The sequence below is a fragment of the Sulfurisoma sediminicola genome (assembly GCF_003865015.1).
Lineage (GTDB): Bacteria > Pseudomonadota > Gammaproteobacteria > Burkholderiales > Rhodocyclaceae > Sulfurisoma > Sulfurisoma sediminicola.
In genome coordinates, this window is the sequence record NZ_BHVV01000008.1 from 571,967 (window position 1) to 597,205 (window position 25,239).

Annotated in this window: 25 protein-coding genes and 1 tRNA gene; 7 read left to right on the top strand and 19 right to left on the bottom strand. The window is 65.8% G+C overall.

Annotation, left to right across the window (positions count from 1 at the left end; genetic code table 11):
* Positions 1–2 precede the first annotated feature (2 nt).
* The 4 genes from phaC to rluD all read right to left on the bottom strand — a co-directional run bounded on the left by phaC (position 3) and on the right by rluD (position 4,582).
* Positions 3–1,724 carry a class I poly(R)-hydroxyalkanoic acid synthase gene (gene phaC, locus EJE94_RS14285; protein WP_121243207.1) on the bottom strand — a complete coding sequence of 574 codons (1,722 nt, stop codon included), beginning with the start codon at positions 1,722–1,724 and terminating at the stop codon, positions 3–5.
* Positions 1,725–2,103: 379 nt separating this feature from the next.
* Positions 2,104–2,892: a ZIP family metal transporter gene (locus EJE94_RS14295; RefSeq protein ID WP_121243153.1), complete on the bottom strand. Its 789-nt coding sequence runs from the start codon at positions 2,890–2,892 to the stop codon at positions 2,104–2,106.
* 11 nt (positions 2,893–2,903) lie between these two features.
* Complete coding sequence (gene pgeF, locus EJE94_RS14300) at positions 2,904–3,641, bottom strand: peptidoglycan editing factor PgeF (protein ID WP_121243154.1); 738 nt, start codon at positions 3,639–3,641, stop codon at positions 2,904–2,906.
* Complete coding sequence (rluD, locus tag EJE94_RS14305) at positions 3,638–4,582, bottom strand: 23S rRNA pseudouridine(1911/1915/1917) synthase RluD (protein WP_121243155.1); 945 nt, start codon at positions 4,580–4,582, stop codon at positions 3,638–3,640. The genes pgeF and rluD overlap by 4 nt, the downstream gene beginning before the upstream one ends.
* Between rluD and EJE94_RS14310 the strand changes: the two genes are divergently transcribed.
* Positions 4,581–5,375: an outer membrane protein assembly factor BamD gene (locus EJE94_RS14310; RefSeq protein WP_121243156.1), complete on the top strand. Its 795-nt coding sequence runs from the start codon at positions 4,581–4,583 to the stop codon at positions 5,373–5,375. The genes rluD and EJE94_RS14310 overlap by 2 nt on opposite strands.
* A gap of 9 nt (positions 5,376–5,384) precedes the next feature.
* Here EJE94_RS14310 and rlmB read toward each other — a convergent pair whose 3' ends face one another.
* Genes rlmB through rnr form a run of 3 tightly spaced genes read right to left on the bottom strand, consistent with a single transcriptional unit; the run spans position 5,385 to position 8,712 of the window.
* Entirely contained in the window at positions 5,385–6,119 is a 735-nt protein-coding gene (gene rlmB, locus EJE94_RS14315) for a 23S rRNA (guanosine(2251)-2'-O)-methyltransferase RlmB (protein WP_121243157.1), read from the bottom strand.
* The gene (locus EJE94_RS14320) at positions 6,116–6,496 is read right to left on the bottom strand and encodes a hypothetical protein (protein WP_124962474.1); all 381 of its coding nucleotides are present in this window, start codon (positions 6,494–6,496) and stop codon (positions 6,116–6,118) included. Before EJE94_RS14320 ends, rlmB begins: the two co-directional genes overlap by 4 nt.
* Before the next feature lie 5 nt (positions 6,497–6,501).
* A complete protein-coding gene (gene rnr / locus EJE94_RS14325; protein ID WP_121243208.1) occupies positions 6,502–8,712 on the bottom strand; it encodes a ribonuclease R in 2,211 nt (736 codons plus the stop codon).
* Between the two features lie 98 nt (positions 8,713–8,810).
* Between rnr and EJE94_RS14330 the strand changes: the two genes are divergently transcribed.
* Positions 8,811–8,895: transfer RNA gene (locus tag EJE94_RS14330), tRNA-Leu, on the top strand.
* A gap of 98 nt (positions 8,896–8,993) precedes the next feature.
* Here the strand turns inward: EJE94_RS14330 and EJE94_RS14335 are convergent.
* Genes EJE94_RS14335 through EJE94_RS14355 form a run of 5 tightly spaced genes read right to left on the bottom strand, consistent with a single transcriptional unit; the run spans position 8,994 to position 14,961 of the window.
* On the bottom strand, positions 8,994–9,635 hold the full coding sequence (locus EJE94_RS14335; protein WP_133372257.1) for a response regulator: 642 nt from the start codon (positions 9,633–9,635) through the stop codon (positions 8,994–8,996).
* A complete protein-coding gene (locus EJE94_RS14340; protein WP_121243160.1) occupies positions 9,601–13,458 on the bottom strand; it encodes a PAS domain S-box protein in 3,858 nt (1,285 codons plus the stop codon). Before EJE94_RS14340 ends, EJE94_RS14335 begins: the two co-directional genes overlap by 35 nt.
* 14 nt (positions 13,459–13,472) lie before the next feature.
* The gene (locus EJE94_RS14345) at positions 13,473–14,339 is read right to left on the bottom strand and encodes a phosphate/phosphite/phosphonate ABC transporter substrate-binding protein (RefSeq protein WP_243642640.1); all 867 of its coding nucleotides are present in this window, start codon (positions 14,337–14,339) and stop codon (positions 13,473–13,475) included.
* A 5-nt stretch (positions 14,340–14,344) separates the two neighbouring features.
* Complete coding sequence (locus EJE94_RS14350) at positions 14,345–14,710, bottom strand: response regulator (protein ID WP_121243162.1); 366 nt, start codon at positions 14,708–14,710, stop codon at positions 14,345–14,347.
* Positions 14,707–14,961, bottom strand: a complete 255-nt coding sequence (locus EJE94_RS14355) for a hypothetical protein (protein ID WP_124962475.1) — start codon at positions 14,959–14,961, stop codon at positions 14,707–14,709. The genes EJE94_RS14350 and EJE94_RS14355 overlap by 4 nt, the downstream gene beginning before the upstream one ends.
* A gap of 83 nt (positions 14,962–15,044) precedes the next feature.
* Here EJE94_RS14355 and EJE94_RS14690 point away from each other — a divergent pair, with 83 nt between their 5' ends.
* Positions 15,045–15,335, top strand: coding sequence for a hypothetical protein (locus tag EJE94_RS14690; RefSeq protein WP_165904848.1), 291 nt, complete (start codon positions 15,045–15,047; stop codon positions 15,333–15,335).
* A gap of 142 nt (positions 15,336–15,477) precedes the next feature.
* Here EJE94_RS14690 and EJE94_RS14365 read toward each other — a convergent pair whose 3' ends face one another.
* The 7 genes from EJE94_RS14365 to hfq form a co-directional block, all read right to left on the bottom strand.
* Positions 15,478–16,788: an adenylosuccinate synthase gene (locus EJE94_RS14365; protein ID WP_121243165.1), complete on the bottom strand. Its 1,311-nt coding sequence runs from the start codon at positions 16,786–16,788 to the stop codon at positions 15,478–15,480.
* Between the two features lie 2 nt (positions 16,789–16,790).
* A complete protein-coding gene (locus tag EJE94_RS14370; RefSeq protein ID WP_121243166.1) occupies positions 16,791–17,963 on the bottom strand; it encodes an ATP phosphoribosyltransferase regulatory subunit in 1,173 nt (390 codons plus the stop codon).
* Positions 17,960–18,145: a DUF2065 domain-containing protein gene (locus EJE94_RS14375; RefSeq protein ID WP_121243167.1), complete on the bottom strand. Its 186-nt coding sequence runs from the start codon at positions 18,143–18,145 to the stop codon at positions 17,960–17,962. The genes EJE94_RS14370 and EJE94_RS14375 overlap by 4 nt, the downstream gene beginning before the upstream one ends.
* Positions 18,146–18,152: 7 nt before the next feature.
* The gene (hflC, locus tag EJE94_RS14380; protein ID WP_121243168.1) at positions 18,153–19,034 is read right to left on the bottom strand and encodes a protease modulator HflC; all 882 of its coding nucleotides are present in this window, start codon (positions 19,032–19,034) and stop codon (positions 18,153–18,155) included.
* Positions 19,034–20,314, bottom strand: a complete 1,281-nt coding sequence (hflK, locus tag EJE94_RS14385) for an FtsH protease activity modulator HflK (protein WP_121243209.1) — start codon at positions 20,312–20,314, stop codon at positions 19,034–19,036. The genes hflC and hflK overlap by 1 nt, the downstream gene beginning before the upstream one ends.
* Before the next feature lie 49 nt (positions 20,315–20,363).
* Positions 20,364–21,494 carry a GTPase HflX gene (hflX, locus tag EJE94_RS14390; protein ID WP_121243169.1) on the bottom strand — a complete coding sequence of 377 codons (1,131 nt, stop codon included), beginning with the start codon at positions 21,492–21,494 and terminating at the stop codon, positions 20,364–20,366.
* Positions 21,495–21,562: 68 nt separating this feature from the next.
* On the bottom strand, positions 21,563–21,799 hold the full coding sequence (hfq, locus tag EJE94_RS14395; protein WP_121243170.1) for an RNA chaperone Hfq: 237 nt from the start codon (positions 21,797–21,799) through the stop codon (positions 21,563–21,565).
* A gap of 184 nt (positions 21,800–21,983) precedes the next feature.
* Between hfq and frdA the strand changes: the two genes are divergently transcribed.
* The 4 genes from frdA to frdD are packed head-to-tail and all read left to right on the top strand — an operon-like array spanning position 21,984 to position 25,214.
* Positions 21,984–23,741, top strand: coding sequence for a fumarate reductase (quinol) flavoprotein subunit (frdA, locus tag EJE94_RS14400; protein WP_121243171.1), 1,758 nt, complete (start codon positions 21,984–21,986; stop codon positions 23,739–23,741).
* Positions 23,738–24,481: a succinate dehydrogenase/fumarate reductase iron-sulfur subunit gene (locus EJE94_RS14405; protein ID WP_121243172.1), complete on the top strand. Its 744-nt coding sequence runs from the start codon at positions 23,738–23,740 to the stop codon at positions 24,479–24,481. The genes frdA and EJE94_RS14405 overlap by 4 nt, the downstream gene beginning before the upstream one ends.
* Positions 24,478–24,870 carry a fumarate reductase subunit C gene (locus tag EJE94_RS14410; protein WP_121243173.1) on the top strand — a complete coding sequence of 131 codons (393 nt, stop codon included), beginning with the start codon at positions 24,478–24,480 and terminating at the stop codon, positions 24,868–24,870. The genes EJE94_RS14405 and EJE94_RS14410 overlap by 4 nt, the downstream gene beginning before the upstream one ends.
* A gap of 2 nt (positions 24,871–24,872) precedes the next feature.
* On the top strand, positions 24,873–25,214 hold the full coding sequence (gene frdD / locus EJE94_RS14415; protein WP_121243174.1) for a fumarate reductase subunit FrdD: 342 nt from the start codon (positions 24,873–24,875) through the stop codon (positions 25,212–25,214).
* The last annotated feature ends 25 nt before the right edge of the window (positions 25,215–25,239 follow it).

Genomic DNA, 25,239 nt, shown 5'->3' on the forward strand with positions numbered 1-25,239 from the left:
CGCTATTCTGCGCGTTCCTTGACGTAGCGGCCAGGCGCCGGCTCGCCCGCCTCGTAGGCGGCGCTGCCGAGCCGGCCGCGCGCGGGAATCTCGCCGTCGGCGAAGCCCTTGAGCCATTCGGCCCAGCGCGGCCACCAACTGCCCTTGGCCTCGGTGGCGGTGGCCAACCACTCGTCCGGGTTGGCGGTATCGCTGTCGTTGATCCAGTAGCTGCGCTTGTTCTTCGCCGCCGGATTGATGACGCCGGCGATGTGCCCGGAGGCACCGAGGACGAAGGTACTCTTGCCGCCGAGCAGGCCGCGGCCGAGATAGGAACTCTTCCACGGCACGATGTGATCCTCGCGCGTGGCGAGGATAAATGTCGGCATGTCGACGCGGCCGAGATCGACCTTGACGCGTCCCGCCTTTTCCGTGCCCATCTCCAGCTTGCCCGGCACGCGCAGGCTGTTCTCGAGGTAGAGGTTGCGCAGGTACCAGGCGAGGAAGGGGCCGGGCAGGTTGGTCGAGTCGGAGTTCCAGTAGAGCAGGTCGAAGGGCACCGGCTTGTTGCCCTTGAGGTAGTTGCCGACGACGTATTGCCAGATCAGGTCGTTGGCGCGCAGGCTGGAGAACACGGAAGAGAGCTCGCGGCCAGGCAGGATGCCGCCCTTGCCGATGGTCTGCTCGCGCGTGACCACCGCGGCCTCGTCGACGAAGTAGCCGATCTCGCCGGTGTCGGAAAAGTCGAGCAACGTGGTCAGCAGCGTCAACGATGCCGCCGGGTCCTCGCCGCGTGCCTTTGCCACCGCCAGCGCCGAGGTGATGATGGTGCCGCCGACGCAGAAGCCCAGCGCGTTCACCTGCTCGGTGCCGCAGATCTCGCGCGCGACATTGAAGGCGGTCAGCGGACCCTTGTCGATGTAGTCGTCCCAGGTCAGATATCCCTGCTCGGGCCGGACGTTGCGCCACGACACGAGGAACACCGTGTGGCCCTGCTCCACCGCATAGCGAATGAAGGAATTTTCGGGCTGGAGGTCGAGGATGTAGTACTTGTTGATGCAGGGCGGCACCATGACGAAGGGCCGTTTGGCCACCTTGTCGGACAGCGGTGCGTACTGGATCAGCTGCATCAGCTCGTTCTCGAACACCACCGCACCCGGCGTGATGGCGAGGTTGCGACCGACTTCGAACTGGGCCTCGTCGGTCATGGTGATGCGGCCCTTCTGCAGGTCGCCGATCAGGTTCTGGATGCCGCGGGTGATGCTCTCGCCCTTGGTCTCGAGCGCGGTCTTGACGAACTCGGGGTTGGTGGCGACGAAGTTGCTCGGCGCCATCGCGTCGACATACTGGCGCGTGACGAAGCGCAGGCGGTTCTTGGCCAGCCCCTCGGGCACTGGTGCCTTCTCAGCCATCTGCTTGAGATAGCTGGCATTGAGCAGATAGGCCTGACGGACGTAGTCGAACACCGGGCTTTCGGCCCAGGCCGGGTGATCGAAGCGCCTGTCGCCGGCCTCGGGCTGCACCAGCGGCGCGGCGGCCTCGCCGGCCTTGCGCTGGACCATGTGCTGCCACAGCTCGGCGTGGCGTTGCAACCACTCCTGGCGCAATGCCGCAGTCTGTTCGTCGTTGGGAATCCAGTTCGGCACGTTGATCTGTCCCAGCGGCACACTCTGGGCCTGGGCTTGGGCGTTGCGCTGCATCGTCGCCTGCTGCTGCGCCATGAACTGCATAAAGCCCTGTGCCATCGCCTGGCCTTGCTGGAAGAAGGCCTGCATGTCCGGGTGGGGGAAAGAGTTTGGAGATTCAGGTGTTGCAGGCATTCACTGCTCCTTGAGCCGGCCCCGGGGAGGCCGAAAAATCCTGCGCATTGTGCATTGCAGCATCCCGGCCTGTCAAGGCAGGTCGGGGGTGCCGTGGCACAATCGCACCATGTATGTCATCGCGATCGCCTGGGTATACGTCACGCTGCTGATGGCAGCGACCGAGCCAAATATTACGGCCGGAATCCTTACATTTGTCTTATACGGCGTGGCGCCGCTGTCGCTGTTCCTGTGGCTGTTTGGGACGCCGGAACGGCGGCGGCGCATGCGCGCCCGGGAGCGGGCGGAACAGGAGTCGACGGGATCAGTGGCCGATGAAGTGGTCGACCAGGTGGTGGCCGCCGATGACCGAGCCGATGCCGAGAAGGATCAACACGACCTGCGCGATGGTCGCGCGTAGTTCCGTGCGCTTGTGCAGGCCGGGAATCAGGTCGGCCACGGCGACGTAGATCATGCTCGCCGCCGCCAGCGCCAGCATCACCGGCACGGCGCCCTGCGCCGCCGACAAGCCGTAGTAGGCGAGCAGGCCGCCGACCAGCGTGGCCAGGCTCGAGAGCAGGTTGTAGGCCAGCGCCCTGGCCTTCGAGTAGCCGGAATGCAGCAGAATGACGAAGTCGCCGACCTCCTGCGGGATCTCGTGGGCGATGATCGCCAGCGCCGTCACGGCGCCGAGGCGAACGTCCTCCATGAAGGCCGCCGCGATCAACACGCCGTCGACGAAATTGTGAAAGGTGTCGCCGACGAGGATCAACAGGCCGGAGCGGCCATGATCGTGGCCGTGGACATGCACGTGCGGCTCGTGGCCCTCGCAGGCCTCGATGTGGCAGTGACGCCAGATCACCAGCTTTTCGAGGACGAAGAAGACGAGGATGCCGCCGAGCACGATGGCACTGGTCGTGGTGGCGTCGGCGCTGGCGGTGACTGCCGCCGGCAACACCTCGAGGAAGGCCGCGCCGAGCAGCGCGCCGATCGCGTAGCTGATCAGCCAATGCACCCAATGGGCGCGGGCGTTGAGCGCGAAAACGCCCGCGGCGACCACCGAAAGGGCGCCGCCAGCCAGCGAGGCAAGGAGAATCCAGCCGAGAACGGACATTAGGGTGCGGATTATACGGCCGGCGCATCCTCCAGCCAGATGAGGCTGGCCATGCGGCCGGTCGCGCCGTCGCGTCGATAGGAGTAGAAACGATCCGCGGCGCTGGCTGTGCACAAGCCACCGCCGTCGACGCTGCCCACGCCGAGCACAGCGAGCCGCTGCCGCGCCAGTTCGTAGATGTCGCAGAGCCACTTGCCCGCACCGTGCGGTACGAAGGCGCCGGCGGCGGCATCCTGCGCGACGAAGGCCGCCCGCACCTCGTCGCCGACCTCGAAGACCGCGGGCCCGATCGCCGGGCCGAGCCAGGCCATCAGTTCGTCATTCGATCGGTGCATCGCCGCGACGGCGGACTCGATCACGCCCGCCGCCAGGCCTCGCCAGCCGGCATGCACCGCGGCCACCACAGTGCCGCCGACGTCGCACAACAAGACCGGCAGGCAGTCCGCGGTCAGCACCGCGCACACCGCGGCCGGACGGAAGCTCACGCTGGCATCGGCTTCGACGCCTGGCGTGGATGCTTCCGCCAGGACGCAGCGCGTGCCGTGGACCTGGCGCAACCACAAGGGCTCGGCCGGGAGCCGACATCGCAGGATGGCGCGGTTCTTCGCCACCGCCGCCGGGTCGTCGCCGACATGGTCGCCAAGATTGAGACTCGCATAGGGCTCGCCGCTGACCCCGCCGGCGCGCGTCGTCACCAGGGCGCGTACCCGCGGCGGTGCAGGCCAGTCGGGAACGATGAATTCGCTCACGATGTATTGCCGGCGCGCAGGATGTCGAGCAACGTCGAGAAATCGGCCGGCAGCGGCGCCTCCCAAGCCAATTCGGCGCCGCTGCGCGGATGGCGCAGCGCCAGCTGCCACGCATGCAGCGCCTGGCGGCGGAAGGCATCGAGGCGCGAATCGCCGCTCCGGGCCTTGCCATAGACCGGATCGCCGGCCAGCGGATGGCCGATGCTGGCGAGATGCACCCGGATCTGGTGCGTGCGGCCGGTCTCGAGCCGACATTCGAGCAGCGTCGCTCGCTCGAAGCGTTCGACGACATGGTAGTGGGTGCGCGCGTCCTTGCCGCCGCGAACGACCGCCATCTTGACGCGTTGCACCGGATGGCGGCCAATCGGCGCATCGACGCTGCCGTCGCGCTCGACCCGCCCCAGCGCCAGAGCAAGGTAGTGGCGCTTGACCGTGCGCGCCTGCAGTTGGCGCACCAGATCGGTCTGCGCCGGCAACGTCTTCGCCACGACCAGCAGGCCGCTGGTTTCCTTGTCGAGGCGATGCACGATGCCGGCGCGCGCCACGGCGGCGAGCTGCGGCGCGTGGTGCAGCAGCGCGTTCATCAGCGTGCCGGATTCGTTGCCATTGCCCGGATGCACCACCAGCCCCGCCGGCTTGTCGATGACGATCAGATCGTCGTCCTCGAAGACGATGGACAAGGCGATGTCCTCCGCGGCCGCAAAAATCGGCGCCGGCGGGACGGCGCGGAAGTCGATGCGTTCTCCCCCGAGTACCTTGCGCTTGGCATCCCCTGCCGCACCATCGAGACGAATCAGCCCCGCCTTCAACCAGGCTTGGAGCCGGCTGCGTGAATGCTCGGGGTACATCCGCGCCAGTGCCGCATCCAAGCGCAGCCCGGCGCAATCCGCCGGGACCGTGCCGCTATAATCGCCCGACTCATTCACGGAAGCGTTCATCATGCGTAGTTTAGCCGCTGTAGCCCTGCTCACCTTCGCCCTGCTCACCTCCGGCTGCGCCTCGCTGCTCGACCAGGCGGACGAAACCACCGGCTGGTCGGCCAACAAGCTCTTCACCGAGGCGAAGAACGCCATTGCCGACGGCAATTTCGAGAGGGGCATCAAGTACTACGAGAAGCTCGAGGCGCGCTACCCCTACGGCCGCTACGCCCAGCAGGCCCAGCTCGAGGTCGCCTACGCCTACTACAAGCAGCAGGAGCCGGCCTCGGCCGTCGCCGCCTGCGACCGCTTCATCCGCCTGCACCCCACCCACCCCAGCGTGGACTACGCCTACTACCTCAAGGGCCTGGTGAATTTCAACGAGGATCTCGGTGTCCTCGGCTATGTCGCGAACCAGGACCTCACCGAACGCGACCCCAAGGCGGCAAGGGAATCGTTCGAGGCCTTCAAGGAACTGGTGACGCGCTTCCCCGACAGCAAGTACACGCCCGACGCGACGGCGCGCATGAAGTACCTGGTGAATGCGCTGGCCGCGCACGAGGTGCATGTCGCGCGCTACTACATGAAGCGCGGCGCCTATATCGCCGCCGCCAACCGCGCCCAGTTCGCGGTCAAGACCTACGCCGACGCGCCGGCCAACGAGGAGGCGCTGTTCATCATGGTCAAGGCCTACGACGCGCTCGGCCTCAACGACTTGCGCGACGACTCCGAGCGGGTGATGAAGAAAAACTTCCCGAACAGCGAGTACTACAAGCGCGGCCTCAACCGCAGCGAGCCGTGGTGGAAGCTCTGGTAAAGGGCTGAATCAGGCGCGCTGGCGGCGCGCCTCGAACAGGCAGATGCCGGAGGCGACGGAGACGTTGAGGCTCTCGACCGAGCCGTGCATCGGGATCTTCGCGATCTCGTCGCAGGTCTCGCGCGTCAGCCGCCGCAGGCCCTCGCCCTCGGCGCCGAGGACCCAGGCCACCGCCCCCTTCTGCTCGATGGCGTAGAGATCCTTCTGCGCCTCGCCGGCGGCGCCGATCACCCAGACGTTGCGTTCCTTGATCTCGCGCAGGCTGCGGGCGAGATTGGTCACCATGATGTAGGGAACGGTGTCGGCGGCACCGGAGGCCACCTTGATCGCCGTGGCGTTGAGGCCGCAGGCGCGGTCCTTAGGCGCCACCACGGCATGACAGCCGGCGGCGTCGGCCACGCGCAGGCAGGCACCGAGGTTGTGCGGATCGGTGACGCCGTCGAGCACCAGCAGCAGCGCCGGCTCGGAGAGTTCGTCGAGCACATCGTCCAGAGTGACATGCCTTTGCGTCGCGGCGACGCGCGCGACGACGCCTTGATGCCTCGCCCCGCCGGAAAGGCCGTCGAGTCGCAAGGCATCGGTCGGCAACACGCGCACGCCACGTGATTCGGCCAGCTTCACCAGGTCGCGCGCGCGCGAATCCTGGCGCCCGGCGGCGACATAAATCTCCTTGATGTCCTCGGCCGCATGGCGCAGCTTGGCGGTGATGGCGTGGAAGCCATGGATCAGCCGCAGCTCGCTCATACCCGCGCCGCCTGCCTTTCCGCCACCAGCCGTTCGAGATCGGCGACGGTGAAGTTAGGCACCGTGACGAAACGGCTGGCGATCAAGCACTGGGCACCGGCGCTGCCCGCAGCATCGAGCGTCGTCATGCGCGTGTGCAGCAGCGCGAATTTCCACGGTTCGCCCTCGGGTCGCCCAAAGGTGGCGGTGATGCTCTTTTCGGTGGCCACCAAAAAGCGCGCGAGATCGTCGGGATTGCTCATGTGCAGCAGCAGACGCACACCATCGACCGAGACATCGAGCAGTTGCGCCTCGAACTGCCCGATCGCGTCGATGAAGGCGCGGCCGCGCAGCGGCGGTATCAGCTGATAGCGGGGGTGGGCGCGTCGTTCCAACATCGGCGTCAGCCGCGCTTGCCGCGCTTCTTCGGTGCCGCAATCGCCGCGTCGGCTCCCCCGCCCTCCACCAGGCGGAAGTCGATCTTGTTCTGCTCCATGTCGACGCGGACCAGCTGAATGCGCACGCGGTCGGACAGGCGGAAGCGGCGACCACTGCGCTCGCCGACCATGGCATGCGCCTTGTCGTCGAAATGGAAGTAGTCGGCGCCGAGTTCGGAGACATGCACCAAGCCCTCGACGAAGACGTCGTCGAGGGCGACGAAAATGCCGAAGGGCACCACCGAGGAAATGCTGCCGGCGAATTCCTCGCCGATGCGGTCCTGCATGTAGTAGCACTTGAGCCAGGCGTCGACATCGCGCGTCGCCTCGTCGGCGCGGCGCTCCGTCTGCGAACAGTGCAGGCCGATCTGCTCCCAGTCACCGCCTGCACCGCCGTCGCGCAGCTCGTAGCGCCGTCCCTTCAGCGCCGACTTGATCGAGCGGTGGATCAGCAGGTCGGGATAGCGGCGGATCGGCGAGGTGAAGTGGGTGTAGCTCTCGTACGCCAGACCGAAATGCCCGACGTTGTCGGGGCTGTAGATCGCCTGCCGCAGCGAGCGCAGCATCACCGTCTGCAGCAACTGCTTGTCGGGGCGGCCCTGAAGTTTCTCGAGCAGGGCGGCGTAGTCCTTGGCGTGCGGCTCGTCGCCGCCGCCGAGCTGCAGGCCGAAGGTACCGAGGAAGTCGCGCAGCTTCTCCAGGCGCTCCGGCGTCGGCCCTTCATGCACGCGGTAGAGCGCCGGGTGTTTGCTCTCGTGCAGGTAATCCGAGGCGCAGACGTTGGCGGCGAGCATGCACTCCTCGATCAGGCGGTGGGCGTCGTTGCGCTCGTAGGGTTCGATGCGGGAGATCTTGCCATTGTCGTCGAAGACCATGCGCGTCTCGATCGTCTCGAAGTCGATGGCGCCGCGCTTGGCGCGCGCCTTCACCAGCACGCGGAACAGCGCATCTAGATTTTCCAGATGCGGCAGCAGTGCGTCGAGCTTGTCGCGGGCAGCGGCATCCTTGTCGTAGAGCGCCGCGGCGACCTCGGTGTAGGTGAGGCGCGCGTGCGACCACATAACGGCCGGGTAGAAGCGGTAGCCCTTGATGTCGCCGCCGGCCGAGATGGTCATGTCGCAGACCATGCACAGGCGATGCACCTGGGCGTTGAGCGAGCACAGGCCGTTGGAAAGCTTCTCCGGCAGCATCGGGATCACGCGGCGCGGGAAATACACCGAATTGCCGCGATCTTCCGCATCGCGGTCGAGCGCGGAGCCGGCCTCGACGTAGTGCGAGACGTCGGCGATCGCGACCACCAGGCGATAGCCCTTGCCCTGGCGTTCGCAATAGACGGCGTCGTCGAAATCCCTCGCCGTCTCGCTGTCGATGGTGACCAATGGCAGGGCGGTGACGTCCTCGCGGCCCTTCCAGTCGGATTTCCTGACCTCGTCCGGCAGCTTCTTCGCTTCCGCCAGCACCTCCTTCGAGAACTCGAAGGGCAGCTCGTGCTTGCGCAGCGCGATCTCGATCTCCATGCCGGGGTCGGCGTAGTTGCCGAGAATCTCGATGATGCGACCGATCGGCTGTTTCTGCTTGCTCGGCTGCTCGATGATCTCGATCATCACCACCTGGCCGTCCGCGGGCTTCAGCGCCTTCCGCTCCCCCTTCGCCGGCGGGGCGATCAGGATGTCCTGGCTGATGCGCTTGTTCTCGGCGACGACGTACCAGACACCGTGTTCCTCGAAGACGCGACCGACCAAACTGCTGTTGGCACGCTCAGTGACCTCGACGATCTTGCCTTCGGGACGACCCTTGCGATCCGTGCCGACGACGCGGGCGATGGCGTGGTCGCCATGCAGCACCTTGTCCATCTCCTTGGTCGACAGGAACAGGTCGGCGCCACCGTCGTCGGGCACGAGAAAGCCGAAGCCGTCGGCGTGGCCCTCGACGCGGCCGCGGATCAGATCGGCCTTGTCCGGGATCAGCCAGTCGCCGCGGCGGTTCTGCAGCAGCTGGCCGTCGCGCGCCATGGCACCGAGACGGCGGCTGAAATGCGCGAGTTCGAAATCGGCGACATCGAGCAGTTCGCAGATTCGTTCGAACGGAATCGGCACGCCCTGCTCCGCCAGCATCTGCAGCACGTACTCGCGGCTCGGCAACGGGTGCTCATAGGTGGCGATCTCGCGCTCGAACATCGGATCGGCGCGGCGAATCTTGGAGAGCTTCTCGGGCTTCTTCGGCTTGTTTGACAATTCGGTTATTTCCTTTAGAATTCGCGCCTCGTTTCGCGCCTGCCCAGGTGGCGGAATTGGTAGACGCACTAGTTTCAGGTACTAGCGGGTAACACCGTGGAGGTTCGAGTCCTCTCCTGGGCACCAGCTTTGAATTACCGGCGCAATCGCGAAAGACATGGCCCTGAGCATTCAGGGCCTTTGTTTTTTCGGAGCGCCCCTCCGGCCGCGCCTCGCCCGGCATTCTACCCCGCCGTCAGCACCTGCCCCGCGCGTGCCGCCACGTTTTTCGCGCCCAGCGCCTGGCGCAGGGCGGCAACGTCAAGCGGCTTGTGCAACACGCATTCCGCGCCTGCCGCCAGCATATCCCGTTCGACGCGGCGGTCGAGGTGGCCGGTGATGCCGATCACGCGAATCGCTGCGAGCTGCGGCACGCCGCGAATGCGGCGGCAGACGCTGGCGCCATCGAGCCCGGGCATGCTCTGGTCGAGCAGGACGATATCGGGCAGAAATTCCACGACCTTGACGCCGGCCTCGAAGCCATCGGCCGCCGCTTCGATTTCGGCGTCCGGCAGCAGTTCGCCCAGCAACTCCAGCATATAGCCGCGGAACTGCGGATCGTCGTCGACCACCAGCAGCCGCAGCGGCCGCCCGCCCGCAGGCCGGTGGCTGCGTTGCTGACCTGCCAGAGCGAGCACGTCCTGACGGATGAAGCGGCGGTGACCGCCGGGCGTCGTCGTGGCGGGCAGCCAGCCGCGATTGACCCACGAACGCACGGTGATGGGGGATACGCCCATCATCTTCGCCACCTCGGCGGGGCTCAGCAGTTCCCCGTCGGCGGTCGCGCCGGCACTAGGCGACGTCGGTTGTCTGGGGTGCGAGGGCATGGTGTATGGCGTTGACCAGGCTGTCGACCTCGATCGGCTTGGCCATGAATGCCCGGATGCCCGCCTGTTGGGCGATTTCCGGGGTGACATGGGGACTGTAGCCCGAACAGAGGATGATCGGCAGTTGCGGCCGCTGCGCCAGCATCTGCCGCGCCATCTCGAAACCGCGCAAGCCCGGCATGGTCTCGTCGGTGACGACAAGATCGATGCTGTCCGGATAGGCGATGAAAGCCGCCAGCGCCTCCTGGCCGTTGTCGAAGGTGACCACCGACGCCCCCTTGAGGATCAACAGCTCCTGCAGCATCGAAGCCACGGACTGCTCGTCGTCGACGACCATGATGCGGCAGCCCGAGAGCGGCAGCTGGACGGTGGCGTTGGCGGCATTGCGATCCAGTTGCTCGGTCGGCTGGCTCGCCAGCGGCAGCAGGATGCCGATGGTGGTGCCAACGCCCTCCCGGGTCTCGAGCACGATGTGTCCGCCGAGGCCGTGCACCAGGCCATGGACCACCGACAATCCCATGCCCGAGCCCTTGCCGACGTCCTTGGTGGTGAAGAAGGGGTCGAAGATCTTGCCCAAATGTTGGACGGGGATGCCGTGGCCCGTGTCCGCGACCATGATCTCGACCATTTCGCCGACGGGTGCCTGCTTGCACGAAACGCAGCTTGCGCCGGCCGGGTGGCGACGCAACGTGACCCGGATCGAGCCGTAATCGTGAATCGCGTCGCGGGCGTTGATGCAGAGATTCATCAGGATCTGGTGCAGCTGTACCGGATGGACGGCGGCCTGCAGCGTCGGCTCCTCGGTCTGGTAGCCGAGTTCGATGGTGGTCGGGATCGACGAGCGCACCAGCTGCACCACTTCCTTGATCACCGGCTGCAACAGAACCGGCGGCGGCGCCTCCTTTCCGTCATCCGGCGTCAGACGGCTGAAGATCAGCATCTGCGCGATCAGGTCGCGCGCGCGCCGGCTGCCGGCGAGGACTTCCTCGAGATAGCGCTCGAATTTCGGCGCCTTGGGCGTGTCCGCGCTGACCAGCGCCTTGGTCAGTTCGGCGTAACCCATCACCGCCCCGAGAATGTTGTTGAAGTCGTGGGCGATGCCCGCCGTGAGATGACCGATCGCCTCCATCTTCGACGACTGCAGCAACTGGCGATGCAGCTCCGCTTCGCGCACTTCCGCCGCCTTTCGATCGTTGATGATCTGCAGGGTGCCGATCATGCGCAGCGGGTTGCCGTGACCGTCGCGCTCCACGACGCGGCCCGAATCGATCACCCAGTTCCAGGTGCCGCTCGCGTCGCGCTTGCGATGTTCGCTGATGTAACGATCCGTGATGCCGTCGAGGTGGCCATTGATGCGATCGAGCACGCCCTCGAGGTCGTCGGGATGGATCATCGACGACCACGACGGCCGCGCGGCCACGGTCGACGTCGGATAGCCCTGCAGGCGCCACCACTGGTCGCTGTAGAAGACGCGACCATGGCCGATGTTCCACTCCCACAGGCCGGTATGGGTGGCCTCGAGTGCCAGCGTCAGGCGTTCCTCGCTGGCCAGCAGTGCATCCTCCGCTTGCTTGCGGCCGGTCATGTCCTGTCCCGAGCTGAGAACCCCCGTGACCGCACCCGTCTCGTCGCGGATCACGGTGTGGCGCCAGCGGACGAACTTCTCGCGACCGCCGACGGCCACGGCCGTGTCGTCGACGTCGCCCAGCGTGTCGACGCCACCTTCGATCATGCGCTGGAAGAGCAGACGCACCTGATCGCGCGAGGCCTCGGGCAAGAAGGTGTCGAAGAAATTCTTGCCGAGGACGGCTTCCCGCGCGCACTCGAGAATGGAACAGCCACGTTCGTTGATCAGCGTGATGTTGGCGTCGCGATCGAAGGCCAGAACGATCGAGGGCGACAGGTTGAGGTAGGCCTGGGCACGACGACTCTCGCGGTCGACCGCCTCGTCGGCGAGCGCTCGCTCGATGGCCAGGCTGGCGAAACTCGCCGCCATCTGGCTGAGTTGCACTTCCTGCTCGCTCGGCGGCCGCGCCTCGGCGCGGAAGACGACGAAGGTACCCCGGGCCGACCCGCTGCTGGCCATGATCGGCTCGGCCCAGCAGGACCCGATGTGGAGTTGCAGGGCGACATCGATCATGCCGGCCCACGACGGGTGGGTAAGGACGTTTTCGACCACCACACGCTGCCCCGTCGCGATCGCCGCCTTGCAGCTGCATTGGTCGTTCCCCAACGCATAGACCTCCAGCCGCTCGCGCATGGCGGGAGTGAGGCTCGGTGCGGCATGGAACCGCAGCTTGCCGCTGCCTTCGCTGGCCATCACCACGGCACCGATCGCGCCGGGAACGCCGCGCTCGATGACACGCACGATGCGATCGAGGATTGTCGACAGCTTCCCGCCCTGGGCCAGTTGCTCGAGGATCTCGATACGAGACTGGTTCAGCTGCTGCAGCCACTTGCGCTCGCTGATATCACGCACCACGGCGACGAAAACGCGATCCTGCAGGAACGTGGTCTCGGCGATGGTCGCTTCGATCGAAAAGCGGCGCCCGTCGCGTTGACGACCCACGGTTTCACGCGGCCCGATCGGCAGCGGCTGCTCACCGGGCGCCTGGTCAGCCGAGAAGGCCAGCGGCATCAGCAAACTGACGTGGCGACCGATGGCGTCGGCGACCGGATGGCCGAACAGCTGCTCGGCCGCACGGTTGTAGGTCTGGATGGTGCCGCGGGCATCGAACATGATGATGCCCTCGGCGGCCGTACCGAGAACGGCGCTGAGGCGCTCCTCGTTGCGCCGGGTCGCCTGCTGCGCGGAACGACGGTCGCTGACGTCGCGAAAGTAGATGGAGAGGCCTTCCGCCGTCGGATAGGTGTGGACCTCGAGCCATTTTCCCGGTACGGCGACGTAGGCTTCCGCTTCCAGGCTGCTGTGACGAACGAAGGCATCTGCCAGGGTTTCGAAGAACGCCGGCGCCAGGTGGGGCAGGCGTTCCCATAATGTCGTATTCAGATCCGCCACCATGTCGAGTCCGAACAGCTTGACCGAAGGCTCGTTGATGTAGGTCAGTCGCCAGCCCCGATCGACCTCGAGATAGGCATCTGTCGTGCCTTCGAGAATCGCCCGCGCCCGCGCCTCCCGCTCGGACACGCCGTTGAAGGCGACCACGGTGCTGCGGATCTCCGGCGCATCGAAGCGCGATACCGGCAGAATCGCCGCGGTCCCCGTGGCAAACAGTCGTTCCGCCGCCTGGTGCATGGCACGCAATGGCTGCAGGCCCTTCCGCAGCACCCAGCCGCTGGTGGCGCCGATCAGCAGCATCGCCACCAGGCCGACCTCGAAGAACAGCAGGGTGTTCTGCCACAGGCGGCCGATGAACATTTCGTAGGACGGCAGCAGGCTCAGCGTGCCGTAGTCGCGGTTGCCGACCACGACATGCGTCGTGGCGGGGGCCGTATCCGGCACCAGCCAGCGGCCATACCACTCGGGATAGTCCGCCCGCGGCTCGCGATAACGCCCCTCAAGGATCTTTTGGCTTTCCGCGTCGAGGAAAGAAACCGCCGTGAAGTGACCCTGGGCTACGGCGTTGTCCAGTATCTGTTCGAGCGCCTCGTAATCTCCGACCACCACCTGCTCGGCCACGCGGGGCTCGAGCATGTTGAGGGCGAGGCGGGTCTGATCGGCGACAACGGCGCGATGCATCGCCGTACTCTGCTGCAGGTAGACCAGCAGCACCCCGGCGAAGGAGAGAGAAAGAATCGCCAGGATCGCGAGGAACAGGCGTCCGACCAGATTCAGTCGCAGCAGGAGGGAAAACGGCTTCATTGGGCCATGAGCGGCTATGGAGTCACCACGGCCTGGCGATAGAACTGCAGATAGCTTCGGTAGTCCGCGTCCGTGGCCTCCTTGAATGCGACCGGATGCTCCGCCTTGAGCAAGGCGGCCCCCTGAGCGAGGATCTCCCTGCCCTCCGGGTCGGCGCCCATGCCGACCAGGGCGTCGCGCACCGCCTTGACGACGGGCGCCGGTACGCCGGGCGCCACCATCACGGCCAGCCCGGGGAAGGGCTCGGACTGCCAGAGCGCCCGGTAGGCCATGCCTTCACGATGAGCATAGGTCTCCATCACGCTCGCGTTGACGCCGGCGGCGGCGACCCGTCCCAGCTTCAGCTGCCCCATCGCCCCCTCCTGATTCCCCGAGAAGACGGCTGCCACCGCTACGCCCTGCTTGGTCAACGCGTCCAGCGGCACCTTGTAGCCCAGAAACGCTTCCGGCGAGGGGAACGCCACCCGCTGCCCCGACAGATCCTTGAGCTGGCGCAAGCCGCTGTCGGCCGGCACGGCGATGATTCCGCGCATGGCCGGCTCGTCGCTGGCGGCGATGACCTTCCAGCCCAGCTTGGTCCGCTCGGGCGTAAACAAATGGTTGGTGAAGGCGAATTGGGCTTCGCCGCGAACCGTCAACTCGGTCGTCTCCGGCGCCGTCTTGCCGATCTTGAGCCGCAGCTCCACCCTGCTCTTGCGCGAGACGTAGCTCAGGATCGGATTCCAGTACTGGGCCGTCAGGGCCGCGCTGCGCTGGTTGAGCACGCTGAAATTGAATGCGGTCGCTTCGGCGCGAGCCTTGCCGCCCAGCAACAGCATCGCCAACCCCAGCACCACCGCCACTTTCCCAAACACGGCTTCTCCGCTGCCCGCAGCGCCCATGCCGATCACGCGGCAAGCAATTCGCGCACCGCAGTGTGCATCTCGGCCACGGCAAACGGCTTGTGAATCACCCGCGCCGCACCGAGCAGACTGGCAATCGGCAGATAGTCGAGGCGGCCGATGTTGCCGCCGCCGGAAATGGCAATGACCTTGAGCGCCGGATACTGCTTGCGTACCGCCACCATCAGGTCAAGGCCGTTCATCTTCGGCATGACGACGTCGGTGATGATAAGTTCGGCGCCATCCTGCGCCAGCTTTTGCAGGGCCTCGGCGCCGTCGCAGGCAATCATCACCTCGTAGTCCTCGCCCAAAACGTCCTCGAGCAATCCGCGCATCTGCGCCTCGTCGTCGACAATCAATACACGTTTCATCGCTGTCGCCCCTTAAGCAAAGCCGTCTCAGCGGAGTCTCGCACCCGTCGCATAGCCCCCGCACCGGTGTATTGTTCCTGCCCTTCCCATTCGATTGCCCCGGTCGCCATGATCGCATCGAATGCGAGTTCATCGACTGTCGTCGCGTGCCGCGGGCTTAGGCGCAGCTCGCCCGACCGCTGTTCGACGATGGCGATGAAGCCTTCCATCAACACCGGATCGCGCCAGCCCCTATCCATTTCCTCGGGCATGATGGCGGATGATCGGTACTACGTCGCGCATCGTCGCCAGCCCTACGCAGAGGTGTGCGCCGATATGGGTATGCTGGCGCAGATTGTCCACTCCTCATCAACTCCAGCGGCGTATCGGGCTTGGCGATGAAATCTGTAGCTCCGGCCTGGAAACTGATGGCCGGCTCCTCTTGGTTGAATGGGAATCTGCGCAGACACTCCAAGGCCTCGCGGCCGTTGCGGGCCTCCTCGACCTCGCAATTCAAGTTCGAGACTTCGAGAATTTCGCGCTCGAGCCGACGCTGGACCGGCTCGTCGTCCACCAGCAGAATTCCATAGGACTGCATCCTTCCGACGCCTCCGGGCGTTGCAGCGCCGAACGCTACCTGCCATGAAAGGAATTATAGCGGAAATGTCGATATTATCGTTTATCCGCCAGAGGGAATGCCCCTGCTTCACACGTTCCGCAATGCGCAAAACAGAGCGGCAGTGGCATGACTCCGCCGCCCTGTCTACGGGAATGGGATGCCGCAGCCGCTACTTGAACGGATGGCGCAGAACGATGGTTTCCTCGCGATCGGGGCCGGTCGAGACCATATCGACCGGCACGCCGCAAAGTTCTTCCATGCGCTTGATGTAATTCTGCGCACTCTTCGGCAGCGCATCGAAGGTCTTGACACCGACGGTGCTGTCGCTCCAGCCCGGCATCGATTCGTAGACAGGCTCGCAACGCTCGAGATCGTCGGCGCCGACCGGCAGGATGTCGGTGAAGTGGCCGTCGAGCTTGTACCCCGTGCACAGCTTCATCTCCTCGAGGCCGTCGAGCACGTCGAGCTTCATCACGCACAAGCCGGAGACGCCATTGATCTGGATCGAGCGCTTCAAAGCGGCCGCATCGAACCAGCCGCAGCGGCGGGCGCGACCGGTCGTGGCACCGAACTCGTGACCCTTGGTCGCCATGTGCTTGCCGGACGGGTCCTGCTTGTCGAGAGCGTCGTAGAGCTCGGTCGGGAAGGGGCCGCTGCCGACGCGCGTGGTGTAAGCCTTGGTGATGCCGAGCACATAGTGCAGCATGCCCGGACCGACACCGGCGCCGGTGCAGGCGCCGCCGGCGATGCAATTCGACGAGGTGACGAAGGGATAGGTGCCATGATCGATGTCGAGCAGCGTGCCCTGCGCACCCTCGAACAGGATGTTGGCGCCGGCCTTGTGCGCCTCGTAGAGCGAGCGCGGCACGTCGGCGATCATCTTTGTCAGGCGCGGCGCCAGCGCCATGGCGCCGTCGAGCACTTTCTGGAAATCGACAGCTTCGGCACCGAGATAATTCTTGAGCACGAAGTTGTGATAGTCGAGCACCTCGCCGAGTTTTTCGGCGAAACGCTTCGGACGCAGCAGATCCTGCACGCGCAGGCCGCGGCGCGAAACCTTGTCTTCATAGGCCGGGCCGATGCCGCGACCGGTGGTGCCGATCTTCTTCGCTCCCTTGGCCGCCTCGCGCGCGATGTCGAGCGCCTGGTGGTAGGGCAGGATCAGCGGGCAGGCCTCGGAAATCTTCAGGCGCTCGTCGGCATTGACGCCGGCGGCCTTGAGTTCGTCCAACTCCTTGACCAACGCGTCGGGCGACAGCACCACGCCATTGCCGATGTAACAGGTGACGCCTTCGCGCAGGATGCCCGATGGGACCAGGTGCAACACCGTCTTCTTGCCACCGATGACCAGCGTGTGGCCGGCGTTGTGACCGCCCTGGTAGCGCACGACGGCCTGGGCGTGGTCGGTGAGCCAGTCGACGATCTTGCCCTTGCCTTCATCGCCCCACTGCGTCCCGACAACGACTACGTTCTTTGCCATGATCAATCTTCCTTCAAGCTTTCAATGATCCATTCGTCGCCACGCCGCACCAGAATGCGGTCGCAGCCGGTTTCCCGCCACGTCCCGTCGTGCCCGGGCAGTGCCGCCACGACGGTTACGCCCTGGGCCCGCAGGCGCTCGGTCTCCGCGTGCAGCGCATCATCCTCTGGCCAGGGAGCCAGTATCGCACCGCCCGGTGTTTCGGGCGGTGCCAGTTGCGCAACTTCGCGCAGGTCCATCGAGAAGCCCGTCGCCGCGCGACCACGGCCGTAGGCCTGCCCCACCTTGTCGTAGCGCCCGCCGAGCGCCACGGCACCGGGGTTGCCGTCGGCATAGGCGGCGAAGACGATGCCGCTGTGGTAATGGTAGCCCCGCAAATCGGCCAGATCGAAAGAGAGCGGCAGCCCGGCGAGCGCGTCGGCGAGGCGGCGCAATTCGGCCAGCGCCTGGCCGATCTCGGAAAAAGTCGGCAGCAGCGCCGCGGCGCGATCGAGCACCTGCCGATCGCCATAGAGTTCAGGCAGCGCCAGCAGGCCACTGCGCACCGGCTCGGCGATGTCGCCGACCAGTTCGCGCAGCGCCGGCACGTCCTTTGCCTGCAGGGCCGCGAAAACGGCCTGCTCGCGCTCCGACGAGAGTTGCGCAGCGCCCGCCATGGCCCTGAATATAGCGACATGGCCGAGGTCGATGCGGACCGCCGGCACCGCGCACAGCGCGAGCGAACGCGCCAGCAGGCGGACGATCTCGATGTCGGCCTCGAGCCCGGCATGGCCATAGAGTTCCGTGCCGATCTGCAGCGGCTCGCGCGAGGCGAGCAGGCTGGCCGGAACCGCATGCAGCGCGCTGCCGCAATAGCACAGGCGAGTCACGCCCTTGCGATTGAGCAGATGGGCATCGATGCGCGCCACCTGCGGCGTGATGTCGGCACGCACGCCGACCGTGCGGCCGGACAGTTGATCGACCAGCTTGAAGGTGCGCAGGTCCAGGTCGCGGCCGCTGCCGGTCAGCAGCGACTCGACGTACTCGAGCAGCGGCGGCGCCACCAGTTCATAGCCGTGCCGCGCATATTCGTCGAGCAGGCGACGGCGCAGGCGTTCGACCAGGGCAGCCTCGGCCGGCAGCAGATCCTCGATCGCTTCGGGCAGCAGCCAGCGCGGTGTGGTCGACGATGTCATTTGACGATCACCATCAGGATCAAACCGACGACGATCGAGCCAAGACCGAGGAAGCGCACCTGGCCGTCGGCGAGTTCGGTGACGCGGCGAAACGTCTCGCGCCATACCCGCGGTGCGACAAAGGGCATCAGGCCCTCGATCACCAACATCAGCGCGAACGCCAACAGAAAGATTTGCACCACGGCGACGTTACTTTCCGCCGCCCTTGCCAGGGCTCTTCAGATACTTGAAGAAATCGGAATTCGGCTCGACCACCAGCACGTCGCTCTTGTTCTTGAAGCTGCCGCGATAGGCTTCGAGGCTGCGGTAGAAGGAGTAGAACTCGGCGTTCTGGCCGAAGGCCTGGCCGTAGATCGATGCCGCCCTGGCATCGCCCTCGCCCTTGGTCTTCTGCGCATCGCGGTAGGCCTCGGCGACGATGACCTCGCGCTGGCGGTCGGCATCGGCGCGGATCTTCTCGGCCTCGGCGGCACCCTGCGAGCGCAGTTCGTTGGCGACGCGCTTGCGTTCGGTTTCCATGCGGCGATAGACCGATTCCGAGACGTCGATCGGATAATCGACGCGCTTCAGGCGGACATCGACGATCTCGACGCCGATGGCGCGCATGTCGGCGTCGGCCTTCTTCTGCACGTCGGCCATGATCTTGTCGCGGGCACCGGAAACGACGTCATGCACGGTGCGCTTGCCGAACTCCTCGCGCAGGCCGGAGTTCACCGTCTGTGCCAGTCGTGTCTTGGCCACCGTCTCGTCGCCGCCGACCGAGATGTAGTACTGCTTGACGTCGTGGATGCGCCACTTGACGTAGGAATCGACGAGCACCGGCTTCTTCTCGGCGGTGAGGAAGCGCTCGGGTTCGGCCGTGTCCAGCGTCAGGATGCGCTTGTCAAAGAAACGCACGTTCTGGATCATCGGCCACTTGAAGGCGAGACCCGGCTCGCGGATGACTTCCTTGACCTCGCCGAGTTGGAAGATGATGGCGTACTGGCGCTGATCGACGGTGAACAGCGTCATGGCGGCGACGACCAGCGCGGCCATGAAGGCCGAGCCTATAAAGGGAAGGTGACGGGCCATCAGCGCGCCCCCCTTTCGCGAGTGAGCGTGGTGTCGCGCGTGCGCCCGGTCATGCCGAACATGCCGGACTGGCCATCGGGTGCGTTCTTTTCAAGCTGCGGCGGCACCACACTGGATGCGCCGGCGACCGGCTCGCTGCGGACGGCGGCAGCCGGCTCGGCCGTCACCGCCGCCCCGGACGCCACGGTGGCGCCGGCGGCGGCCATCAGCTTGTCGAGCGGCAGATAGAGCAGGTTGCCCTGACCCTTGGCATCGATCATCACCTTGCTGGTACTGGAATAAACCTGCTGCACCGTCTCCAGGTACATGCGGGAACGCGTCACTTCGGGCGCCTTGTTGTATTCGACGAGAATCTGCTTGAAGCGCGAGGCATCGCCCTCGGCGGTGGCGATGATGCGGCTCTTGTAGCCGTTGGCCTCCTCGAACAGGCGCGAGGAGGTGCCGCGGGCCCGCGGAATGACGTCGTTGGCGTAGGCCTGGCCCTCGTTCTTGTGGCGCTCCCGGTCCTGGCCGGCCTTGACCGCATCGTCGAAGGCCGCCTGTACCTGCTCCGGCGGCTGGATGCTCTGCATGGTGACGGCGCGGATCTGGATGCCGGTGACATAGCGATCGAGGATGTCCTGCATCAATTTCTGGGTGTTGGCGGCGACCACGTCGCGGCCCTCGTAGAGGACGAAGTCCATCTTGTTCTTGCCCACGACCTCGCGGATCGCCGTTTCGGCCGCGCCCATGACCGCATCGTCGGGATGGCGGTTCTTGAAGATGTAGTCCTTGGGGTCCTTGAGCAGGTACTGCACGGCGAACTGCACCATGACGATGTTTTCGTCGTCGGTCAGCATCAGCGCTTCCTTCAGCACCTTGTTCTTTTCCGTGCCGCGGTAGCCGACCTCGACGGTGCGCACACCCGAAAGATTGACCACCTCGTGGCTCTGGATGGGCCACGGCAGGCGCCAGCGCAGGCCGGGGTCGGTGGTCTCCTTGTAGCTGCCGAACTGCAGCACCAGGCCGCGCTGGCTGGCATCGACGATGTAGAAACCGCTGCCCAGCCAGACCACGGCGACGAGGACGCCGAGAATGCCGATGCCGCCGCCGAACTGCCGCGGCGACAGTGTCGGCATGCCACCGCCGCCATCGCCGCTGCCGCCGCCCTTCCTGCCGAACATGCCGGCGAGGCGACGGTTGAAATCGCGCCACAACTCCTCCAGATCGGGTGGGCCCTGATTGCCACCCTTGTTGCCGCGATTGGGGTCGTTGCCCCAGCCGTGGTCGTTGAGGGACATGAAGATGCCTGTAATCATGGACTGGATGTGATGTCGGGGAGGTTGGGTTTCAAGCCGCGTCGGGCTGCGTGGCGGATTCGTCCTGACGGACGCTGTCGCGGGCGATCTCCGCCAGCGCGTCCCGCAACAGGTCGAGACCCGCGCCGCTTCTGGCGCTGACACGAACGCGCGCGAGTCTACCACAGTCGTCGCGCTCGACCCCGGGCCCGGCGGCGGTAAGGTCGATCTTGTTCCACACCACGATCTGCGGCACCTCGGCCGCCCCGATCTCGCCCAGCACCTCGTGCACAGCCCGCATCTGCTGGTCGCGGTCGGGGCTGGCCGAATCGACGACGTGCAGCAGCAGGTCGGCCTGCGCCGTTTCTTCGAGAGTGGCGCGGAAGGCGGCGACCAGCGAGTGCGGCAGGTCGCGGATGAAGCCGACGGTGTCGGACAGCACGATCTGCCCGGCACCCTCGATGTAGAGGCGGCGCGCGGTGGTATCGAGCGTGGCGAAGAGCTGGTCGGCGGCATAGGCCCCGGCCTTGGTCAGGGCATTGAACAGCGTGCTCTTGCCGGCGTTGGTGTAGCCGACCAGCGACACCGACAGCACTTCGGCGCGGCTGCGGGCGCGGCGACGCACCTTGCGCTGCCGCTCCAGCTGCTTCAATCGCTCCTTGAGCAGGGCGACACGTTTGCCCAGCAGGCGGCGGTCGGTCTCGAGCTGCTTCTCGCCGGGGCCGCGCAGGCCGATGCCGCCCTTCTGCCGCTCAAGGTGGCTCCAGCCGCGCACCAGCCGCGTGGCAAGATGCTGCAACTGCGCCAGCTCGACCTGCAGCTTGCCCTCGTGGCTCTTGGCGCGCAGGGCGAAGATGTCGAGGATCAGGCTGCTGCGGTCGATGACGCGGCACTCGAGTTCGCGCTCGAGGTTGCGCTGCTGGCCGGGCGCAAGCTCGTGATTGAAGATGACGATATCGGCCTCCTCGGCCTGCGCCGCCTGGCCGATCTCGACCACCTTGCCGCGGCCCGCGAATGTCTTGGGATCGGGGCTGCCGCGCTTGCCCTTGATCACGGCCAGCGGCACGGCACCGGCACTTTCCGCCAGCATGTGGAATTCGTCGAGACGCTCGTCGAAGTCGCGCTCGCCGAAGTCGAGCTGGACGAGAATCGCCCGGTTGCCGGCCGAAGGCCTGTCAAACATCGGTGGGAACTGCGGGAGGCGGCAGCGGCGACGTCAACACGCCAGCCCTGCCCGGCGCATGCGGAAAATCACTCGCCGTCGTTTTCCTGGGTGATGCTGACCGGACGCGCCGGCACCACGGTCGAGATCGCGTGCTTGTAGACCATCTGGGTGACGGTGTTCTTCAGCAGCACGACGTACTGGTCGAAGGACTCGACCTGACCCTGCAGCTTGATGCCGTTGACGAGATAGATGGAGACCGGAATATGCTCCCGCCGCAGCGCGTTCAGGAACGGGTCTTGTAGCATCTGCCCTTTGTTGCTCATGGTTGGCCTCTCTTATATGACGCTCGGGGTTGAATGAGCGCGCTACTGTAATGGATTTTGGCGCCGGCCGCCACCGCCGGTCCTTTCCGGTTTGATGATTGACGCGCCAGCCATCATTGACACAAGTCAATAGCACCCCGGCCAAACAGCCGATACTGTCGCGGTCACCTCATGGATGGTCGCAATGGAAACGATATCGACCGATGTTGCAATCATCGGTGCCGGAGGCGCGGGCCTGCGTGCAGCCATCGCCCTGGCGGAAACCGATCCCACTTTGCGCATCGCGCTGATCTCGAAGGTCTACCCGATGCGCAGCCACACCTGCGCCGCCGAGGGCGGCGCGGCCGGCGTGATCAAGCCTGACGACAGCTTCGACTTTCACTTCCACGATACCGTGGGCGGCGGCGACTGGCTGTCCGACCAGGACTGCGTCGAATACTTCGTCAAGGAAGCGCCCAAGGAACTGCTGCAGCTGGAACACTGGGGCTGCCCGTGGAACCGCGCGGCGGACGGCTCGGTGGCGGTGCGGCCCTTCGGCGGCATGAAGAAGCAGCGCACCTGGTTTGCCGCCGACAAGTCCGGCTTCCATATCCTGCACACCCTGTTCCAGACTTCGCTGCAGTTTCCCTCGATCACCCGCTACGACGAATATTTCGCGCTCGACCTGCTGGTCGACGATGGCCGCTGCCAGGGGGTGACCGCGATGGAAATGCGCAGCGGCCAGCTGCGGCAGTTCCACGCCAAGGCAGTGATCATCGCCGGCGGCGGCGCCGGCCGCATGTTCCCCTTCTCCACCAACGGCGCCATCAAGACCGGCGACGGCATGGCCATGGCCTACCGCGCCGGGGCGCCATTGAAGGACATGGAGTTCATCCAGTATCACCCGACCGGCCTGCCCAACACTGGCAGCCTGCTGACGGAGGCCTGTCGCGGCGAAGGCGGCATCCTGGTCAACAAGCACGGCCGCCGCTACCTGCAGGACTATGGCATGGGGCCGGAGACGCCGGTGGGCCAGCCGCAGCTCAAGACCATGGAGCTCGGCCCGCGCGATCGCCTCAGCCAGGCTTACTGGCACGAACTGCAGAAGGGCAACACGGTATCGACCCAGTGGGGCGAATGCGTGCTGCTCGACATGCGGCACCTCGGCGAAAGGAAAATCCACGAGCGCCTGCCGCTGGTGCAGGAACTGGCGGCCAGCTACCTCGGCGTGGACATCGTCAGGGAGCCGGTGCCGATCCGCCCCGTGGTGCATTACATGATGGGCGGCATTTCCACCAACACCCGGGCCGCCACGCCCCTCCCCGGCCTGTTCGCCGCCGGCGAGTGCGCCTGCGTCAGCCTCAACGGCGCCAATCGCCTCGGCTCGAACTCGCTGGTCGAACTGCTGGTGTTCGGGCGCAGCGCCGCACTCTCCGCCATCGAGCACATCCAGGGCCTGCCCGCCGCCGACACCGCCGCGCTGAATGCCCGCGCCGAGGAAACGCAGATGCGCATCCGCGAACTGTTCTCGCGCAGCGACGGCACCGAATCGATGTCCGGCCTGCGCAAGGAGATGATGGACACCATGGAGAAGAACGTCGGCATCTACCGCAACGAGGAAGGCCTGCAGGAAGGCGTCGCCAAGATCCACGAGCTGCGCGAGCGCTATCGCCGCGTCATCCTCACCGACAAGACCAATGTCTTCAACACCGACCTGTTCCAGGTGCTCGAACTCGGCTCCATGCTCGATTGCGCCGAAGCGGTCACCGTCGGGGCGCTGGCGCGCAAGGAGTCGCGCGGTGCGCATCAACGCCTCGATCACGTCGAGCGCGACGACAAGAATTACCTGCGCCACACGATGGTCTACCGCCAAGGCCAGGAAGCCCCTCGCGTCGACTACCTCGACGTGGTGATCACCAAGTCGCCGCCGGGCGTGCGCGACTACTCGGGGGATCACAAATGAAGCAGCGCCTGGTCCAGCTGGAAGTCCTGCGCTACAACCCGGACACGGACAGCGAGGCCAGTTTCCAGCGCTACGAAGTGGTCTGCCAGGACGAATGGGTGGTGCTGGATGCGCTGAACAAGGTCAAGGAAAGCATCGACCCCACGCTCAACTACCGCTGGTCCTGCCACATGGCCGTTTGCGGCAGCTGCGGCATGATGATCAACGGCGAACCCAAGCTGGCCTGCCACGCCTTCCTGCGCGATTACGAAGGCGTCATCCGCATCGAGCCGTTGGCGCATTTTCCGATCGAGCGCGATCTGGTGACCGCGCCCGACGACTTCATGGAGAAGCTCAAGCGCGTCAAGCCCTACCTCATCCCGCAGCAGAAGAGATCGCTCGACGAGGGCGAAAACAGGCAGACCCCAGCGCAGCTGATGAAGTTCCGCCAGTATTCGATGTGCATCAACTGCATGCTGTGCTACGCCGCCTGCCCGGAATACGGACTGACGCCGAAGTTCATCGGCCCGGCCGCCCTGACGCTGGCGCACCGCTACAACCAGGATTCGCGCGACGCCGGCCGCGCCGAGCGCCAGGAAGTCGCCGCCACACACGAAGGGGTCTGGGAATGCACCTTCGTCGGCGCCTGTTCCGAGGTGTGCCCGGCGCACGTCGATCCGGCGAGCGCGCTGCAGCAGATGAAGATCTCCAGTTCCATCGACTGGCTCAAGGAACATTTGATGCCGTGGGGAAGCAAATGAGCCGCAGGCCCCTGGTTCGCGAAGTCCCGCCGACCTCCTGGTTCTTCCGCCATCCGCGCTATCTGCGCTACATGGCACGCGAAGTCACCTGCATATTCATCGGCGCCTACTGCGTGCTGCTGGTGGTCGGCCTGCAGCGCCTCGCCGCCGGGCAGGCCAGCTACGAAGCGTTCCTCGCGGCGCTGCGCAGCCCGGCGTCCATCGTCTTTCATGCGCTGGCACTGGTCGCCGCCGTATACCACGCCGCCACCTGGTTCAACGCCACGCAGAAGGCCATGCCGGTGCAGGTTGGCGAGGACTTCCTGCCCGGCACCGTGATTTCCGGCGCGCACTACGTCGCCTGGGTCGTGCTGTCTTTCGTCGTCCTCTTCCTGGCGGGAGTGTTCTGACCATGGCCAAGTCGCACAAGCCGGTCGTCTGGTTCCCGTTCGCCGCCGGCGGCACGGTCATCGCCTTCTGCATCCCGGTGATCGTGCTGCTCACCTCCATGGCAGCGCTGGGCCATGTGCCGGACGGGCTCGGTTACGAGCGGATGCACGCCTTCGCCGCCGGCGCCCTCGGCAAGCTCGTCATTTTTTCCGTGGTCGCCCTGTCGCTGTGGAGTTCGGCGCATCGCCTGCGCTGCACCTGCTTCGACTTCGGCCTGCGCGCCGATAAAGTCGTCGCGACCGTCCTCTATCTGGCGGCGGTGGCGGGCAGCGTCGCGACCGCGGTCTATCTGCTCAGGATTTAAGCGGCGAGTCGCGCTGGCGCGGCCC